This is a genomic window from Telluria sp. AZSoR62, from assembly GCF_058111565.1.
Genome location: NZ_JBYTST010000312.1, coordinates 1 through 271 on the forward strand (window position 1 = coordinate 1; position 271 = coordinate 271).

At 60.1% G+C, this 271-nt stretch carries 1 protein-coding gene; it reads right to left on the reverse strand.

The window, feature by feature from the left end:
- Positions 1-87 precede the first annotated feature (87 nt).
- Positions 88-271, reverse strand: a 184-nt coding sequence (locus AC3XQU_RS23935) for a hypothetical protein (RefSeq protein WP_489876621.1), incomplete at its 5' end; no start/stop codon positions are given.

Sequence of the window (271 nt, forward strand, 5' to 3'; positions counted from 1 at the left end):
TCTCGATGGCCGTTTTGATCCATCCGGGCACGTCGTAATTGTCGCTATTCGTGGGGGCGGTCGCGCCGTTCCATGTTGTCAGTGACATCAGCTATTCCAATCTGCGAGTATCTTGCCCGCTTCGGGGTCTTTGAGTCGGGAGTTGAAGCCGATGTAGCCGCCGCCCGCGATGCTGATCCCGCCGCCAGCTTTGATGTGCGGGCCGAACACTGCCGGGTCAAGATCAACGAACCCGCCAGCGGATCCGGGCTGGATAACAATGGCTTGCGGG